This window comes from Qipengyuania rhodophyticola (assembly GCF_042493225.1).
In the GTDB taxonomy this organism is placed as follows: domain Bacteria; phylum Pseudomonadota; class Alphaproteobacteria; order Sphingomonadales; family Sphingomonadaceae; genus Erythrobacter.
Genome location: NZ_CP170454.1, coordinates 329,420 through 343,515, shown reverse-complemented (window position 1 = coordinate 343,515; position 14,096 = coordinate 329,420). Strand labels below are relative to the sequence as shown.

17 protein-coding genes and 1 tRNA gene are annotated in these 14,096 nt (G+C 57.3%); 10 read left to right on the top strand and 8 right to left on the bottom strand.

The features are described 5' to 3' along the window. The first annotated feature begins 6 nt into the window (after positions 1–6). From ACFCXQ_RS01540 to ACFCXQ_RS01530, 3 genes are all read left to right on the top strand, one after another. On the top strand, positions 7–606 hold the full coding sequence (locus ACFCXQ_RS01540) for a hypothetical protein (RefSeq protein ID WP_379552409.1): 600 nt from the start codon (positions 7–9) through the stop codon (positions 604–606). A 101-nt stretch (positions 607–707) separates the two neighbouring features. Then, positions 708–1,754: a mannose-1-phosphate guanylyltransferase gene (locus tag ACFCXQ_RS01535; RefSeq protein WP_379552407.1), complete on the top strand. Its 1,047-nt coding sequence runs from the start codon at positions 708–710 to the stop codon at positions 1,752–1,754. Continuing rightward, positions 1,751–2,542 carry a class I mannose-6-phosphate isomerase gene (locus tag ACFCXQ_RS01530; protein ID WP_379552405.1) on the top strand — a complete coding sequence of 264 codons (792 nt, stop codon included), beginning with the start codon at positions 1,751–1,753 and terminating at the stop codon, positions 2,540–2,542. The genes ACFCXQ_RS01535 and ACFCXQ_RS01530 overlap by 4 nt, the downstream gene beginning before the upstream one ends. Before the next feature lie 9 nt (positions 2,543–2,551). On the opposite strand, the gene ACFCXQ_RS01525 is transcribed toward ACFCXQ_RS01530, so the two are convergent. From ACFCXQ_RS01525 to ACFCXQ_RS01510, 4 genes are all read right to left on the bottom strand, one after another. Beyond that, complete coding sequence (locus tag ACFCXQ_RS01525; protein ID WP_379552403.1) at positions 2,552–2,854, bottom strand: polyhydroxyalkanoic acid system family protein; 303 nt, start codon at positions 2,852–2,854, stop codon at positions 2,552–2,554. Then, positions 2,854–3,609, bottom strand: a complete 756-nt coding sequence (locus ACFCXQ_RS01520) for a hypothetical protein (protein WP_379552401.1) — start codon at positions 3,607–3,609, stop codon at positions 2,854–2,856. Before ACFCXQ_RS01520 ends, ACFCXQ_RS01525 begins: the two co-directional genes overlap by 1 nt. 5 nt (positions 3,610–3,614) lie before the next feature. Then, positions 3,615–4,829: a toxic anion resistance protein gene (locus tag ACFCXQ_RS01515; protein WP_379552399.1), complete on the bottom strand. Its 1,215-nt coding sequence runs from the start codon at positions 4,827–4,829 to the stop codon at positions 3,615–3,617. Positions 4,830–4,953: 124 nt separating this feature from the next. Further along, entirely contained in the window at positions 4,954–6,708 is a 1,755-nt protein-coding gene (locus ACFCXQ_RS01510; protein ID WP_379552397.1) for a fatty acyl-AMP ligase, read from the bottom strand. Positions 6,709–6,836: 128 nt separating this feature from the next. Between ACFCXQ_RS01510 and ACFCXQ_RS01505 the strand changes: the two genes are divergently transcribed. The 4 genes from ACFCXQ_RS01505 to ACFCXQ_RS01490 all read left to right on the top strand — a co-directional run bounded on the left by ACFCXQ_RS01505 (position 6,837) and on the right by ACFCXQ_RS01490 (position 9,026). Further along, entirely contained in the window at positions 6,837–7,451 is a 615-nt protein-coding gene (locus ACFCXQ_RS01505) for a RecX family transcriptional regulator (RefSeq protein ID WP_379552395.1), read from the top strand. Then, positions 7,451–7,957 (top strand): DUF192 domain-containing protein, encoded by a 507-nt coding sequence (locus ACFCXQ_RS01500; protein ID WP_379552393.1) that lies wholly within the window; start codon positions 7,451–7,453, stop codon positions 7,955–7,957. The genes ACFCXQ_RS01505 and ACFCXQ_RS01500 overlap by 1 nt, the downstream gene beginning before the upstream one ends. A gap of 159 nt (positions 7,958–8,116) precedes the next feature. Further along, positions 8,117–8,512 carry an NADH:ubiquinone oxidoreductase subunit NDUFA12 gene (locus tag ACFCXQ_RS01495; RefSeq protein WP_379552392.1) on the top strand — a complete coding sequence of 132 codons (396 nt, stop codon included), beginning with the start codon at positions 8,117–8,119 and terminating at the stop codon, positions 8,510–8,512. Further along, positions 8,487–9,026, top strand: coding sequence for a DUF2155 domain-containing protein (locus tag ACFCXQ_RS01490; protein ID WP_379552391.1), 540 nt, complete (start codon positions 8,487–8,489; stop codon positions 9,024–9,026). Before ACFCXQ_RS01495 ends, ACFCXQ_RS01490 begins: the two co-directional genes overlap by 26 nt. On the opposite strand, the gene aat is transcribed toward ACFCXQ_RS01490, so the two are convergent. Next, complete coding sequence (gene aat, locus ACFCXQ_RS01485; RefSeq protein WP_379552389.1) at positions 8,972–9,673, bottom strand: leucyl/phenylalanyl-tRNA--protein transferase; 702 nt, start codon at positions 9,671–9,673, stop codon at positions 8,972–8,974. The genes ACFCXQ_RS01490 and aat overlap by 55 nt on opposite strands. 124 nt (positions 9,674–9,797) lie before the next feature. Between aat and ACFCXQ_RS01480 the strand changes: the two genes are divergently transcribed. Next, positions 9,798–9,873: transfer RNA gene (locus ACFCXQ_RS01480), tRNA-Trp, on the top strand. A 118-nt stretch (positions 9,874–9,991) separates the two neighbouring features. Here the strand turns inward: ACFCXQ_RS01480 and ACFCXQ_RS01475 are convergent. After that, positions 9,992–11,530, bottom strand: a complete 1,539-nt coding sequence (locus ACFCXQ_RS01475; protein ID WP_379552387.1) for an alanine/glycine:cation symporter family protein — start codon at positions 11,528–11,530, stop codon at positions 9,992–9,994. Positions 11,531–11,902: 372 nt separating this feature from the next. Between ACFCXQ_RS01475 and secE the strand changes: the two genes are divergently transcribed. Then, positions 11,903–12,109 (top strand): preprotein translocase subunit SecE, encoded by a 207-nt coding sequence (gene secE, locus ACFCXQ_RS01470; RefSeq protein ID WP_379552385.1) that lies wholly within the window; start codon positions 11,903–11,905, stop codon positions 12,107–12,109. 34 nt (positions 12,110–12,143) lie between these two features. Continuing rightward, positions 12,144–12,680, top strand: a complete 537-nt coding sequence (gene nusG, locus ACFCXQ_RS01465; RefSeq protein ID WP_379552383.1) for a transcription termination/antitermination protein NusG — start codon at positions 12,144–12,146, stop codon at positions 12,678–12,680. Positions 12,681–12,742: 62 nt separating this feature from the next. On the opposite strand, the gene ACFCXQ_RS01460 is transcribed toward nusG, so the two are convergent. Together ACFCXQ_RS01460 and ACFCXQ_RS01455 are read right to left on the bottom strand one after the other, a co-directional pair. After that, positions 12,743–13,576 (bottom strand): hypothetical protein, encoded by an 834-nt coding sequence (locus ACFCXQ_RS01460; protein WP_379552381.1) that lies wholly within the window; start codon positions 13,574–13,576, stop codon positions 12,743–12,745. Further along, positions 13,573–14,037, bottom strand: a complete 465-nt coding sequence (locus ACFCXQ_RS01455) for an ABA4-like family protein (protein ID WP_379552379.1) — start codon at positions 14,035–14,037, stop codon at positions 13,573–13,575. Before ACFCXQ_RS01455 ends, ACFCXQ_RS01460 begins: the two co-directional genes overlap by 4 nt. Positions 14,038–14,096 lie beyond the last annotated feature (59 nt).

Below are 14,096 nucleotides of genomic sequence, written 5' to 3'. Positions count from 1 at the left end.
GTCACTATGGCCCAGCGTAGCGTGGTAAGTGCCTTTACCGTCACGGTGACGACCCCGCCTGAGCCGCCGCAAGAACCTGAACCTGATGAAGGTTTAGCAGGCGATCCGGGTAAAGAGGCGGTCCCTAAGCCTGTAACGGCGCCTACCCCGAAGCAAACCTTAAAGCCTGATCCGCCGATGCCGCGAGCCGCGTCGACCGGTGCAGAAACGCAGTCGGGTGCGCGAGAAACCGGCGATGGCACTGGCGCAGCGGGCAGCGGGCCGGGAACTGGCAGCGGGCGCGGCGGCACCGGACAGGGAGGCGGAGCTGTCACCAAACCATCGGTTCGCTCAGGACAGATCAACGCGGCACGCGACTTTCCGATACCAGCAGGCGGGCGTTCAGTGCGCGAAGGCACCTCGGTGACCGTGGTGTTCACTGTCGGCGTTGATGGCCGGGCATCTGGGTGCAGCGTATCTAGGCCGGGCCCAGATCCCGCGACCAACGCACTGGTGTGCCCGTTGGTGGTCGAGCGTATTCGCTTCAACCCGGCGCGCGATGCAAATGGCAATCCCGTCCCGGCAAAATATGGCTGGCGCCAGGATTTCTGCCGAGGCTCCTGCTAGGGTGTGGGCGTGTGTTAAGACTTGCAAAGCGGCTGTCCCGTCTGCGTTTTTGCAATGAAAAAGCGCTCGCCAGTGAGGTGGTGTGAGCCTATTAAGGCGCCATGGTTTTGATCCACCCCATTATTCTGTGCGGAGGCAGCGGGACCCGCCTTTGGCCGCGTAGCCGCAAGGCCGCGCCCAAGCCGTTTCTAAAGCTACTCGGCGAGCGCTCTTTGTTCGAGCAAGGGCTCGACCGGGTTGCGGATCCCGCAAAGTTTGCCAGCCCGACTATCGTGGCGGGCGCGCAGCATGTGGCGCTGATTCAAGAGCAATTGTCAGGCGTGGATGGCGCGCGGTTGATTGTCGAACCGGCGGCGAAAAACACCGCGCCTGCCATTGCTCTGGCAGCTCACGCTTTGCCTGAAGATGCGATCATGCTCGTATGCCCGAGCGATCATCACATTGCGGATATGGGAGCGTTTCAGGAAGCGGCGGCTGACGCTGCTCAATTGGCATCGCAAGACCGGCTTGTGTCGATTGGCATTGCCCCGACCGCGCCCGAGACGGGTTATGGCTATATCAAAACAGGGGAACCCCTTTCTCCCGGCAACGAGGTTGAGCGGTTTGTCGAAAAACCTGACCTAGCACGCGCTGAGGCTTTTCTGGCCGAGGGCGGATATGTTTGGAATGCAGGCATTTTCGCGTTTCGCGCAGGCGCTTTTCTCGCTGAGCTTGCCCAGCACCGCCCAGAAATGGCGGCACATGTTGAACACGCCTTTGCCAAAGCGCATCAGGATGGTTCCAACATTCACCCCAATGCCGAAGTTTTTGCCGCGATTGAAGGCGATTCGATCGATTATGCAGTGATGGAGAATACGGCCCACGCGGCGGTCGTCTCCGGCGCGATGGGTTGGTCCGATATTGGCAATTGGCACGCGCTTATGGAGGCTCGAGAAGCCGCTGGCCATGCAGATGAGGCAGGCAATATTGCGCTGGGCAATGTTGATTTTGCCGACTGCGCACATGTGATGGCTGAGAGTGATGGGCCGCGCATTTCTGTAGTCGGGCTGGAAAATGTCGTGGTGATCGTCGATGGCGGCGAAGTGCTCGTTACTTCGCTGGAGGGCGCGCAAAAGGTCGGGAAACTACCCGGAGCGACTGATCAGTGAAGCTGACCCAACGCAGCGTCGAGAAGGTTTGGGGCAGACGGGTCTTGCCAGCTCCGTTCGCGCGCGAGTTGACCCAGCCGGTTGGCGAGATCTGGTTTGAACCGAGCGCGCAGCATGATGAGCTACTGATCAAATATCTCTTCACCAGTGAGAAATTGTCGGTTCAAACTCACCCCGCTGATAATCAGGCGGGCGAAGGTGTTCGCGGCAAAGACGAATGCTGGCTTGTGCTTGATGCTGAGCCGGGCGCTTCGCTCGCCATTGGGTTTCGCGAGGAGATCAGCAGCGAGGCGATGCGCGCCGCCGCGTTGGATGGCTCGATTGAGGATCTGCTCGAATGGCACGCTGTGAAAGCGGGCGACTTCTTCTACCTTCCCGCGAATACGGTGCACGCGATAGGGCCAGGCCTTTCGCTCATTGAGGTACAGCAAAATACCGACATAACTTACCGGCTTTACGATTACGGGCGCCCACGCGAGCTACATCTGGAGGACGGCATGCGGGTTGCCTCAGGCCTGCCCTATGCCGATCCGCGCCAACGTAATGTTGCCCCAACTGAGGCATGTTGTCTCGTCGAGGGTTCGTATTTCCGGCTCGATCACTGTGTGGGTGCGCCGGACCCGGCGACTTTGCAGGCGCATGGGGATGGCTTGCTGGTCTTGCCGATCTCTGGCGAAGTTCATGTCAGCGGTGAAGCGGTTGTCGCTGGCGAATGCGCCGAAGCAAGCGACGTGGCCTCGATTGACTTTTCCGCTACCGGGCGGACTTTGCTGGCGTCCCCACGCTAGTCAGCCGAGCTACTTGCTCTCAAGCAGCTTTTGACCCTTGTCTTTGACAGCTTTTGAAACTGCGGGCTCAAAGAATGACAAGGCCAGGGGTAAGTTGATCTCAAACACGACCTGACCCTCTTCTATGATGACTTGGCCGTCGATCCCTTGGCCCATGGCCTGCACGCCGATGGTCATGTGATCCTCATCGGCCCAACTAGTATTCACATCAGCGATATTGCCGGGAATGTGGTCAGCAATTTCATGACTGCGTTCGCGCAGGCGGCGGCGCACTTCCTCTTTGCTGAGGTCATGTGTGATCGGAACCCGCATCAGCTTTTGTTCTCCAGTGCAGGAGTGCTCTCAACGCCCTCGCCAAATTTGTAATCGAGATAGCGGTGCTTGATCGCCAGATCATCGAGCGAGCCTTCCGCCAATTGGCGCGTGATGCTGTCGATTTCCTTGCTAATATTCCCGAGGCTTTGGGTCAGCTGCATATCTGGCGTTGAACCAGCGCGCTCTTCGGTTCGCATGTGCGCGGGGATCTTTTGATAGCTATCGATCATTTCCGGCAATTGCTCGCCGACTAGCTGGCGCACTTCGCGGGCCTTTGGATGGCCTTGATCAACCCCTTCAAGCTGAAGCCCAAGCGCATCAAGCTGTACGCCCATATCCTCGACAATCTTCGCCGCTGGTGGTGGGAGAGCAGGGCGTTGATGCTCAAGCCACAACTCAGTACGGCTGACCATTTGCTGGACATTACCCTTATTGATGTCGACGCGCTTAGGCACTTTGATCTTCTGGCTCATCACGCCGCCAAACAGTAAAGCCATCAGCAAGAAGGTGATCATGATGCCCCAAAAGCCGATCCCATTGAGGATCGCGCCAGCAACACCGGCAGCGATCAGAATTCCAACGAAGCCTATCGCCAGTTGTATGAGCTTCTTGGTAAAATGCTTGGTCCTGAGGCCAGCTGACCCTTGCCCAATTGAGCCTTCGCGCCGATGACGTCCGCCTGCGCGGTTATCGTCACGCACAATACGGGCCTCTTGGATCAAGCGGTCGCTGTCTTTGGTGAGATCACTCATACCGACTACTCATCCAGCGAAAGCAGCTTGGATTCTTGCACTTGCTGCTGCGCTTGCGATTGGCCTTCTGCCCGCGCGATATAGCCCTTGGATTTCTCAACCTCATCGGTCAGCACATTGACTGTCTGCTTCATGCTGTCGAGCGCGCGGACCTTGAAATCATCGACCTCGTCCATCGTGTCATAAATATTCTGGAAGGCGCGTTGCAGTGTCTCTAGCGGGATAGTGCTGGCAGCGGCCTGCTCGTGAATCTTGCCGGTCTGATCGCGCAGCATGGTGGACGTGCTGTCGATAATGCCTGCTGTGGTGTCATTCAGCGCAGTAATCTGCCCCAGCACGAGCCGCTGATTGGTCATTGCTTCGGCCACCGTTACCGCAGTGCGCAGCGCGCCGACGGTTGTGGTGCTGGCGCGGTCCACACCTTTGACCAGCTCAACATTGTTCTTCTTGACTAGATCAAGCGCCAGGTACCCCTGCACGCTAACCGCCATTTGCGTAAGCAGATCTTGCGTGCGCTGACGGACATAGAACAGCGCGGTCTCGCGCAAGGCCTTGGCCTTGGCGGGATCAGTCGCGTCCAGCTCAGCCGCTTTCTCTTCCAGCTTGCCATCCAGCGTGTTGGAGATGTGGATCATCTGCTCCAGATTGCCCATCGCCTCCCATAGTTTCTGCCGCTCAACATCAATCGCGGCATTGTCCATGATCAGCTCATCCTTGCCGCTCGAGAGATTGGTGAGGATGCCCTGAATATTGGTCTGCGCGCTTTGATAGCTGCGGAAGTAATTGGTCAGCTTGTTACCAAACGGGATGATGCCGAGGATTTTGCGCGTACCCGACAGCTTGCCCTTCTTGCCGGGGTCCAGCTCTTCGACAACACGGCGGAGCTCTGCGAGGTTCGCGCCAACGCCTTCGTCCTTGTCCATCGCGCGCAACGGGCGATCAAGGAAGCGGTTTGACATTTGCGCCGCCGCCATAATTTCCTTGCGGCCCATATTGGTGAGCTGATCGACCTTTTTGCCGAACTCGGGGGAATTGGCATCTTCTGCGATCAAATCAGCGACGAACCCGTCGACCTTGGTTTCCAACTTGCTTTTGGTCTCGCTATCAACGGGAACCAGACCGGCGGCCTTTTCAGGCGCAACAGCGGGCACCGGATCGGGCGGGGTTAGATCAAATGCTACATCTGTTGCGGTTGCAGTTTTGGTTTCGTTCGTGGCCATGATCTTCGCTTAACTCCTTACTACTGTATTAGTAGCATAAAACACGCGTTTCAAGGGTAGCTAAGTTTAGCGCCGCATGAAATGGTGATTTAAACAAAGGCGAATTTGATATCGCCGCAGTTTGTTATGCCGCGAGCTCTAGCGGCTGAATCTCGCCGCTCAGATACTGCTTCTTCGCTTTGGCGCGGCTCAGCTTGCCGGAGCTGGTGCGCGGCAATGTGCGCGGCGGAACAAGCTCGACCACGCAATTCATGCCAGTGACAGAGCGCACTTTGTCCGAGATTTGATCGCGCAGTTTGACGCGTTCCTCGGGGTCGGAGACGCGGCAATGCACCAATACAGCAGGCGCTTCTTCGCCATTATCCGTTTCAACCGAGAACGCAGCGATGTCGCCATGGTTGAAGCCGGGTAGCTGCTCCACCGCCCATTCGATATCTTGCGGCCAATGGTTTTTTCCATTGATGATGATCATGTCTTTGGCGCGGCCGACGATGAACAGATAGCCATCGGCCATATAGCCCATGTCGCCCGTATCGAGCCAATCGCCTTTGGTTTCATCGTCGCTCGGGACGAGGCAATCCCTAGTCGCTTCTTCGTTGCGGAAGTAGGAATGCATCACGCTGGGGCCGCGGCACCAGACTTTGCCGATCTGGTGATCGCCGCGCGAATTACCATTTTCGTCGTGAATTTCGACTTCCATATCGGGCAGGGCTTTGCCGCAATTGACGATCGCGCGGTAACGGGCGGGGCGCGAAATATCGCGCGGCGTGCCGGACAAGCGTTCTTCCTCTACCAGCTCAACGCGGATCCCCTCGCCCGGGGGCATAACAGTGACCGCGAGTACTGCCTCGGCCAGACCATAGCTCGGCGTGAATGCGCTTGCTTTGAAGCCAGCATCGGAGAAAGCGTTGACGAAGCTCTGCATGACATCCGGGCGGATCATATCCGCGCCATTGCCCGCAATGCGCCAGCGCGACAGGTCAAAACGCTCCGCCACATTGGTTTGGCTTGAGATGCGGCGTGCGCAAATATCATAACCAAAGGTCGGCGAGTAAGAACAGGTGTTGCCGGGATTGCGGCTGATCATGTCGAGCCAGGCGAGGGGCCTGCGCGCAAAGGCATCGGGCTTAAGGTAATCGACTGAAAACTGGTTGGCGACGAGCGAGAGAAAGCAGCCGACCAGACCCATATCGTGATAGAGCGGCAGCCAGCTTATGCAGCGATCATTCTCTTTGAGGTTCATCGATACAGCGTGGCCATAGAGGTTATGAAGCAAGGCCTTGTGCGTTACGGCAACCCCGGTCGGAAACCGCGTTGAGCCGGACGAATATTGCAAATAGCAGATGTCTTCTGGATCAGCCTTAGGTAGCTCGCATTCCGGCGCCTCACGCTTGGTGAAGTCTTGCCAGCTTTCGCTTGCGCAGCTGCTTTTCTCAGCCGCACTGCGGGCCATTTCGGCAATTTCTTCGGGGTATAGCAAGAGGGCGGGATCAGAGCTTTTCAGTTGGATGGCGAGTTGGTCAATGAAGCTGTCCTTGCCGCCAAAACTAGTTGGCAAAGGCAGCGGAACAGGCCACGCGCCAACATAGACGCAGGCGCAAAAAAGCGCGGTAAACTCGGGGCCAGTCTCCGCGATCAATGCAACGCGGTCTTCTTTCTTGATCCCAAATGCCACGAGCTGGCGCGCCATGACCAGCGCATCCGCGCGCATCTCAGAATAGGGATAAACCCGTTCCAATTGCCCGCGCATATCATGAAAATTCATGCCTTTTTCGCTGCGAGCGGCGTAATCAATCGCGTCGGTAAAGGTGGCAAAGTCTGATCTGCGGCGTGGGAGCGCGCAATCATTTGGCGTCAGCGTCATTACGGCATCGGTCATATAATCGGCGAAACCTATTATTTTTCAGCGCCTTGCGGCATCCCTCAGTCCTTAATTCAGCACGTACTTATAGTGAAGGCTGAACTAATCTTTCCCATTTGAGACAGAGTGTGGCACGAATATGGCCAATGAGCCAAGCCTACTCACCTCGGCGGGGGACAAAAAAGCACCACCGTCCAAAACGTCGCCCGCTTGATGATGCGCAATTGCAGGAGCTCGCGCTCACCTATGTCGCGCGGTTTGCGACAACGGCAGGCAAGCTTGAAGACTATTTGCGGCGTAAGCTTAGGGAGCGGGGGTACGCCGGTGAAGAGGAGGGCGAGGGTCCACCTGACTACGCCGGTTTAGTCGAGAGCTTTGTCGAAAAAGGCTATGTCGATGATGCTGGCTATGCCCGCTCGAAATCCTCGGATTTGCTTGCTCGCGGCTATGGCGCAAGGCGGGTGTCGCAAGCCTTGTATCAGGCGGGGATTAGCGAGGAAATTTCGGAGGAGCTGGAGGTTTCCGAACTCGCCTTGAGAAAAGCGGCTGTCACGCTGGCCCGCAAGCGCCGGTTCGGCCCGTTTGATGTGCAGGCTGCCGCACTTGGCCCGGATGAGCGCCGCAAACGCGAGGAAAAGCAGCTTGCCGCGATGATCCGCGCAGGTCATGATTTCGCCAAGGCCAAACAGGTGCTGAGCGCTCCCGGTGAAGAGCATCTGCTGGAATGGATTGACGAAGCGCGTGAGCATGAGGATTTTTGATGAGCACTAAGATGATAGGACTCCTTGCCGCGCTTGTTGTGGCGGCTTGCTCGCCGCAGGCTGACGCGCAGGCAAGCGCAACCACAGCGCCGGCGAATAGCGAGAGTGGATCGGCGATCCATCCCGTGTCCGGGCTGCGGGTGACACCACTCACCATCACTGCGGCGGGCCAGGTGCACAGCTTTGACGTGGAAGTCGCGGCGACGGATGAAGAGCAGGCTCAGGGCTATATGTTCCGCACCGAAATCGGTGATTTTGAGGGGATGATCTTCCCATCGAAAACCCCTCAAGTGCGCAGCTTCTGGATGAAGAATACGCCGCTGCCGCTCGATATCATCTATATCGGGATCGATAGTCGCATCCTCAACATTCACGCAATGACAACTCCCTATTCGCTGGAATCCTATGCCTCAGATGGACCAGCAATCGCCGTGCTTGAGCTGCGCGGCGGGCGCGCAGAAGAGCTGGGAATTGAGCCAGGCGATCTGGTCCAGTGGGAGGAGTGATTGTTTGCCTTGTAGTGGCTTAGCCAGCCCACGCCCTCCATCCTTCCACCCGGAGCCTACCGGGAGATCATTCGGGTGTAAGGGGGGAGGCGGTGGGCTGGTGCCAAAGCCAACAAAGACACTTTGCCTCTCCCGTCAAATCGGCTAACCGCTCACCCCATGAGTCTTCTCGGAAAAATATTCACTTGGTGGGATGGTGCGACCATCGGAACATATCTGTGGTCTGCCCGCAATGGTGAGCATGTTGGCACGGATGCCGAGGGCAATAAATACTATCGCTCCAAGGCGAAGGATGGCGGCAAAGAGCGCCGCTGGGTAATGTATGACGGCGCCAATGACGCGAGCCGCGTTCCGGCCGAATGGCATGGCTGGCTCCATGGTAGCGGCGATGACGTGCCTGAGAGCTTTCTGCCGCCAGCGAAGATCTGGGAAACGGATTACACGCCCAATGCCACTGGCACTTCTGAGGCTTATCGGCCTGCTGGCGCGCTTGAAAAAGGCGGGAAGCGTGCCAGCGCGACCGGCGATTATGAGGCTTGGTCTCCGGACGCTTGACCAGATGACGGGGTCGCGCATCAGCCGTATTGTGGTCACCGCCGCTATCGCAGGAATGGTGGCAGCGTGCGGCGACAGTGCGCCAAGCGAGCCGGTTCCAGCCTCGACTGAGGTGCCTGAAGAATTGCAGCAATCTGCGCCGCCGCCCGAAGTGCCGGGCGAGGAGGCCGCTATTGGCACCCCGCTGGAAGAGCGGGTGGCGACCATTGGTTTGCTCAATAAGCGTAACAATGTCTCGCAGGATATTGAGCTGAAGCCGGGCGAAACGCAGCGGCTCGGAAATGTCATTGTCCGTCTGCAATCGTGCGAGCGTACCGCGCCATGGGAATTGCCGCAGGAAACGGGCGCGTTTGTTCAAGTTCTGGTTGAGCGGGCTGATGAAGCTGATCAATTTGACCGGATCTTTTCCGGCTGGCTTTTCAAAAACTCACCCGCGCTCAATGTGGTCGAGCACCCAGTCTATGACGTTTGGGTCAAAGACTGCGCGATGAGCTTCCCCGGCGAAGAGGCCTGAGCGTAGCGGCCTAAGCTTTTCGGCAGCGATAGGCTTGGCTCCCCGCCAGCCTCGGCAATCTTCTTCATATAGTCGGCTTGCGGCATTGCTTTCGCGCCGAGCGAGGCGAGATGGTCGGTCATAAACTGGCAATCGAGCACTTTGAATCCAGCCTGCCGCATGCTGGCGATAAGCCAGGCGAGCGCGATCTTGCTGGCGTTATTGGCCTCTGAAAACATTGATTCGCCGCAGAAGACCCTATCAAAGCGGACGCCGTAAAGCCCGCCGATCAGTTCTTTGTCGTCTCCCACGCCGCGCCAGCATTCGACCGAATGGGCATGGCCTGCTGCGTGCAGGCTGAGATAGCTTGCTTCAATCCGGTGGCTGATCCAGCTTTCCGCATGGACCGCCCGCGGTTGAGCGCAGGCGTTGATCACGCCGGCAAAGTCAGCATCGCAGGTCACGCTATAGCGGTCCTGGCGCAGGGTCTTTCGCAAGCTTTTGGAAAGGTGGAATTCATCGAGCGGGAACACCGCTCGCTCGCGCGGCTCCACCCAGAATACGTCCTCATCATCGCGGTAGTCCGCCATTGGGAAGATGCCGTTGCGATAAGCCAGCAACAGCAGGTCTGGTGGTATAATTTCCGGCGACTCGACGGGGGCGTGCATCTGCGTGCTTTAACACAGCTTCGCCTCTGTGTGGCGACATAAGCTGACAGCATATATGCGAGGCAAGACAATGGCTGCTTGCCAAGCGGCCTCGCGCGCATTAGTTGGGCGCGCTTGACCATGCAGGGGCGTAGCTCAGTTGGTAGAGCGTCGGTCTCCAAAACCGAAGGTCCAGAGTTCGAGTCTCTGTGCCCCTGCCATTTAAATTCAGACTAAAACACTGGCCACACAAAAGCGGGCGACCCGTCGTCTCGCCCCAAAGGGTTTTGCGACAGGCCGCCCGGTTCTCTCCTCTCCCGAGAGCTCAGTATTATTGCATTAGTATTCGTTCGGTTCTTCCGGCGTATCGGCATGGTGATCCTTGCCTGCCGTCTTATCACCCTTGGCGATGGCGAATACCACACCTGAGAGCAACAGCAACGCTACAAGGTTAGGCAGCGCCATTGCGGCATTGGAGATGTCGCCCAAGCGCCACACCAGTGTGAGATCCTGCGTCGAACCTACATAAATCACCACGCACCACAGCACGCGCCAGATCATGTGCAACACTTTTTCGCCGCCGCGTGTTGAGCCGGGGATACGGTCATAGATGAAGGTAATTGCCCGCTCGCCGTAATAGGACCACGTCAGCAGCGTGGTGAACACGAACAGGATGAGCGCGATACTGGCCACCAACGTGCCCAGCGCGACACCAAAAATCTGGAATGGGAATGCTGCGGCAAAGGCGCCGCTGGTCATGGCAAAGCCTTCGAGGTCCGATTCCCAGGCATGCTTGACTGCTTCTCCGCCGCCAGTGAAATCGCCTTGTACCGTTAGGATGACCAGCGCCGTCATGGTGCAAATCACGATGGTGTCAATGAAGGTGCCGAGCATGGCCATCCGGCCTTGCTGTTCAGGGTCATTGGTCTGCGCAACGGCGTGAGCGATGGGAGTGGAGCCTTGGCCGCTTTCATTGGAGAACAGCCCGCGTGCAACACCTGCGCGGATCGCGATAATTATCAGCGCTCCGGCAAAACCACCTGTCGCCGCGGTCGGATTGAAGGCGGAGTGGAATATCAAACCGAAGGTCGCGGGGATATCCGCGATGTTGAGGATCAAGGCGACGATGGCCATGACGATATACGCACCTGCCATGAACGGGATGACCTTCTCCGCGACGCCGCCGATGGATTTGATACCGCCGATGATGACGACGAACACGGCCACTGCGACGAGCAAGCCGCCAAGCCATTCTTCAATTCCGAACAGCTCATTGAGGCCATCCGCGACGGCGTTGGCCTGAATCGAGTTGCCCGTGACCATCGCTGAGAACAGCGTGCCAAGGCAAAACAGGATCGCAAGCCAGGTCCATTTCGGCCCGAGCCCCATCATAATGTATGTCATCGGGCCGCCGCGATAGACGCCGTCGCTTGTCTTTTCGCGGTAACGGATCGCCAGCGAGCCCTCAGCAAAGCCAAGCGCCATGCCGATCAATGCGGTAATCCACATCCAGAAAATCGCGCCGGGTCCGCCCAGTGCAATGGCCGTTGCGACGCCCGCCAGATTACCAGTGCCGACTTGGCCAGAAAGCGCGGTAGAGAGTGCGGCGAAGGGTGAAATCTCACCAGCACCTTCGCTCTTGCGGCCCGCAAACAAGCCTTTGAACGCGCTGCCAAGTTTGCGCAGCGGGTAAAACCGTAGACCGACCATGATGTACAGTCCGATGCCCAGCAGGATGATGACCATTGGCGGGATTGGCTGCCCGCCAATCGATAGCCAGCCAAGCGTCTCGCCATTCCATGTGCCGCCCCAGATGAAGTCTGAGACATTGGTTACTTGATCGATCAGCGTTGCCGACCCTGCTTCATTTGCAGCCATAATGTGGCGATTCCCCAAAATTTTCCCGTCCGTAGCCCTTGGCTCCGGTTCAAGCGCGCTACGCTAGTGAGGCAATTTTGCCTTGGCTAGCCTTTAGTTGTTTTGGGTTTGCTGGATCATAAGCTGAGCCACCCGCGCCCTCCACCCTTCCACCCGGATAATGTCCCGGTAGGCTCCGGGTGGAAGGGTGGAGGGCGCGGGTGGCCAGGAACCACACAAGCACTGCTTGCTTTTGCCCAAAACGCGGCCTAGTGAGCACTCGGTATTTCCGACATTGGAATCAGATTAGGCCCCTCCCAGACTTGTTTGGGGCGGCGAAGAACCCTACCTGAAACACAATGGAACGGACAATTTGAAGCAGGATTAAGACGAATGGCTGATAAGAGCAGCAAGACATCGCCCGCTGAATTTGTGAATCAAGTTCGCACTGAAACGCGCAAGGTCGTTTGGCCGACGCGCGAAGAGACCATTCGTACGGCGATTTTCGTGTTCATTATGGTGGTGGTGCTGTCGCTCTTCTTTCTGGCTATCGATACAAGTTTTGGCGCGCTAGTTCGCTGGCTTCTCTCGCTCGCCTAATTATTAGTATTTCTCAAGTTTAGCAGGACGCATTATGGCACGCTGGTACATTATCCATGCCTATTCCGGTTTCGAGAACAAGGTTCGCGAAGCCATTCTTTCTGAGGCTGATCGCCTGGGTCTTTCCGATGGTGTTGAAGAGGTCGAAGTGCCGACTGAGACCATCACCGAGGTAAAGCGCGGTAAGAAGGTTCAGGTCGAGCGTAAATTTATGCCGGGATATGTGCTGGCGAAACTGCAAATGACCGATGACATTTATCACCTGGTCAAGAATACGCCCAAGGTCACGGGCTTCCTCGGCAATGACAACAAGCCTCAGGCCATCAGCGAAAAAGAGGCTGCGCGCTACTTTGGCGGCGTTGAAGAAGCGAAAGCTGCGCCTAAGAAACAGATCAGCGTCGATTATGAGATCGGTGATCAGATCAAGGTCTTGGACGGTCCGTTTGCAAGCTTCAACGGTGTTGTTGAAGAGCTTGATTTCGACAAGGCGAAGGTCAAGGTTTCGGTCTCAATCTTTGGCCGCGCAACTCCTGTTGAGCTGGAATTTGAGCAGGTTGAACTGGTTAAGTAGTTCGCTTGAACCCCATTGAATTTTCAAAAGGGCTCCAGCGGCAAGCTGGGGCCTTTTTCTTTTTAAATCGGCCAGAACGGCTGGCCAGATTGCGCCTGCACATACAGGAAAGTCGCCAGTGCGATCTGGGCGGCAGTCACACCGAACACAACCAGCTTTGCGTTCCAGCCCCGCCTGTCCGCGATCCACCCTGCAAGCGGGATAGTCTGCATCAAATGCATGCTGACAAAGTGAGCGGGGCGCAGGTCGCCATATTCGCGCGACCAGCCAAAGAACGGCACCACTTCGCCGCCGCCGGTCAGCGCGCTACCGACATAGCGGCTGGTGGCTGACATGGTGAACCCAAAATAGAGCGTGGCGAAGAAGCCCAGGCTCATCCCGACGATTGTACCCAGCCACAGCCCGCGATTGCGTGTGCGCTCGCCCTTGCGCCACAGCTGTACCGCGAGCGCCAAGCATACAGCGATCAGTCCCACTGCGGCCACTCCCATGCCTGCATACATTGCCTGTTCGAATACGCTGTCATAATTGAAATGCGACCGCCTGCCGCGAGCAGCTTGAGTGTTGAGATAGATGTATTCGAACACCACACTCACAGCCGCGAGATATGCAGCCACGGTCATCGCTTTGCCTGCGCGAACTTTGCGCGGCAATTGCTGCGCGAGCAGGGCGAGTGCACCAAAATGCACGACGAACGAGACGTTGAACTTTTGCGGCTTGGTCCACACTGAGGCGCTATCGAGTATGCGCGAGTCCATAATCCAGGCCGGGGTGAAAATGATGAAATTGGCCGCGGCAAACAGGGTAAGTGTCAGCAAGATCCGCGTCACATGATCATTGTCCAGCTGCGGGAGAATGGGCATCCATGAGGTGCGCGCCGATGCGTGTGCACTCATGCTGGCTCCCCCACCATTGGCATGGCATTAGCCCGGGGTCCTTCGCGAAAATAACCTGCGCGCATCGCCATAAACAGCGCGAGACCCAATGGCCCGGCCATAAAGGTGGCGATCAGAATTGGCACTTGGATAATGCGGCTGATGCCAACCTCATCTGCCTTGACCGCGATCCAGCCGCCAATGAATAGGTCAAAGGCGAGATAGTGAACCCAGCCCGCGAGCAGCGCCCAATCATTCGATAGCAGCGTTTTGACCTCTGCAAGTGAACCAAACCCGCCCCCCTCAACTGTGAGCATGTGGGACATGGCAAGACCCGCATAGAGCAGCGACAGACCAAACGGGATGATAAAACGAGGCAGCCAAAGCAGTTGCGGCCAGCGGCGCGGCAGGAATAGGAGGATGACCCAGCCGAGCATTGCTGCTTGTCCCGCCCATCCGAAGATCTGCTCTGGATTGCCCAAGTGCCTTCTCCCCCTACAAATTTAGCGTATTGCTAAGGTAAGACACCGGAGTAAGCAAG